This window comes from Trebonia sp. (assembly GCF_049794275.1).
Taxonomy (GTDB): domain Bacteria; phylum Actinomycetota; class Actinomycetes; order Streptosporangiales; family Streptosporangiaceae; genus Trebonia.
Window position 1 is genome coordinate 1 of record NZ_JBARCR010001065.1, and the last position, 1,821, is coordinate 1,821.

2 protein-coding genes are annotated in these 1,821 nt (G+C 68.6%); one reads left to right on the forward strand and one right to left on the reverse strand.

The genetic code is table 11. The annotated features are described in order from the left end of the window. Positions 1-3: 3 nt before the first annotated feature. Positions 4-333, reverse strand: a complete 330-nt coding sequence (locus WA805_RS26625) for an STAS domain-containing protein (protein ID WP_422289059.1) — start codon at positions 331-333, stop codon at positions 4-6. Positions 334-402: 69 nt separating this feature from the next. Here WA805_RS26625 and WA805_RS26630 point away from each other — a divergent pair, with 69 nt between their 5' ends. Further along, positions 403-1,677 (forward strand): PP2C family protein-serine/threonine phosphatase, encoded by a 1,275-nt coding sequence (locus tag WA805_RS26630; protein WP_424559477.1) that lies wholly within the window; start codon positions 403-405, stop codon positions 1,675-1,677. Positions 1,678-1,821: the final 144 nt, after the last annotated feature.

The following is a 1,821-nucleotide window of genomic DNA, read 5'->3' on the forward strand; positions in this document are numbered from 1 at the left end:
TTCTCAGGCGCTTGCGCGGACGGGGATCACCTGGTCTATCGCGGACAGCTGGAGAATCCGGGCCACCGCCGGGCTGGGGCCGACGAGCTCCAGCCGGCAACCGTCCGCACGGAGTTTCCGGTGGGCCTGGACGATCTGGTGGAGGGCGGCAGAGTCGATGAACGCGAGTCCGGAGACATCCACTAGGAGCAGGCGGGGCTTCTTGACGGCTTCGGCGCCTAGAACTTCGGCCAGTGCCCGGGTGGTGACGTCGGCCTCCCCGGCGAGCCGCACCACGGTGCGGGAACCGCCTTCGCGGTCTTCCACGCTGACGGATACCGATAGTTCAGTCACACCCGTAATCATGTCACCCCATGGGGCGGAGTAATTGTTCGGCACGATACGCGGGCGTAACTTGTACCCGTGACTATCCCCTTTGCCGGGGACCCCGGTGCCGGGGGGCTGGCCGCTGACCGGCTGCGCGACATCGAATCCCTGACGGATGCCGCGCTGTCCAGGCTCGACGAGTATGCGCTGCTGAGTGCTCTGGTCGAGCGCGTGAGGGAAGTGCTCCGTGCTGACACCGCCGCCGTGCTGCTGCTGGACCAGTCTGCCCGGCAGCTGATCGCGACCGCTGCAAGTGGCATCGAGGAAGAGGTCAGGCAGGGCGTGCGCATTCCGCTGGGCGCGGGTTTCGCCGGCCGGGTCGCGGCGTCACGCGAGCCGGTCATCCTCACCAGGGTGGACCACACTACGGTACGGAACCCGCTGCTTGTGGACCGTGGCATCAGGTCCCTGCTCGGCGTGCCGCTGCTCGTCGGCGGCAGAGTCATCGGCGTCCTGCATGTCGGTTCGCTGAGCGGTCAGCCGTTCGAGCAGCAGGATGTCGAGCTGCTGCAGCTGGCCGCCGACCGGGCAGCGCTCGCCTTGCACTCCCTGATGTCGCAGGACGACGCGCTGGCCGCGGTAGCGCTGCAGCGCAGCCTTCTGCCGACGGCGCTGCCCGCCGTGCCGGGTCTCGGCCTGGCGGCACGGTACGTCGCCGGCTCCGGCGCCGTGGGCGGAGACTGGTACGACGTCTTTGTCCTGCCGGATGGCAAGCTCGGCGTCGTGGTGGGAGACGTGGCGGGATCGGGGCTAGAGGCCGCGGTGATCATGGGCCGGATGCGCAGCGCGCTGCGCGCCTATGTGCTGGAGACCCCAGACCCGGCCACCGCGCTACGCATGTTGGACCGTAAGATCCAGTACTTCGAGCCGAACGCGATGGCCACCGTGCTCTACGGGCTGTACACCCCGGGAACCGGCGACTTTACCGTTTCCTCGGCGGGCCACCTTCCGCCCATACTGGCCGCGCCAGGCGGACAGGCGGGCCTGCTTCCCCTCCGTCCGGACCCCCCAATCGGCACCGCCGACGACCTCCAACGGCGGTCCGCCTCCTTCTTCATCCCGCCGGGCGCGCTCTTGTGCTGCTATACCGACGGCCTGGTCGAACGACGCGGCCAGGTGCTCGACCAAGGCATGGATACACTCGCCGCGACCCTGGGCAAGCTGGTCGCCGCCGTTCCCGCCGCCACGACTGAGCCGGTGGCCGAAGAGGCGTGCGCCGAGATCATGCGCGCACTGGTAGGAAGTACTGCTGCCCAGGACGACATCGCCGTCCTGGTGCTCAGCCGGCTCACCGGCACCCTGGCTCCATAAGCGTTGCTGCCGGAAGCCCAAAAAGGCCGGTTCCCATGATCGGAACCGACCTGCGGCCCGGGTGGAGCTGAGGGTCGCCACGGTGGGCCGCCCGTTCCGGCTGGCCTCACCCAAGCCTTCACTCATCAAGATCATGCCGATCAC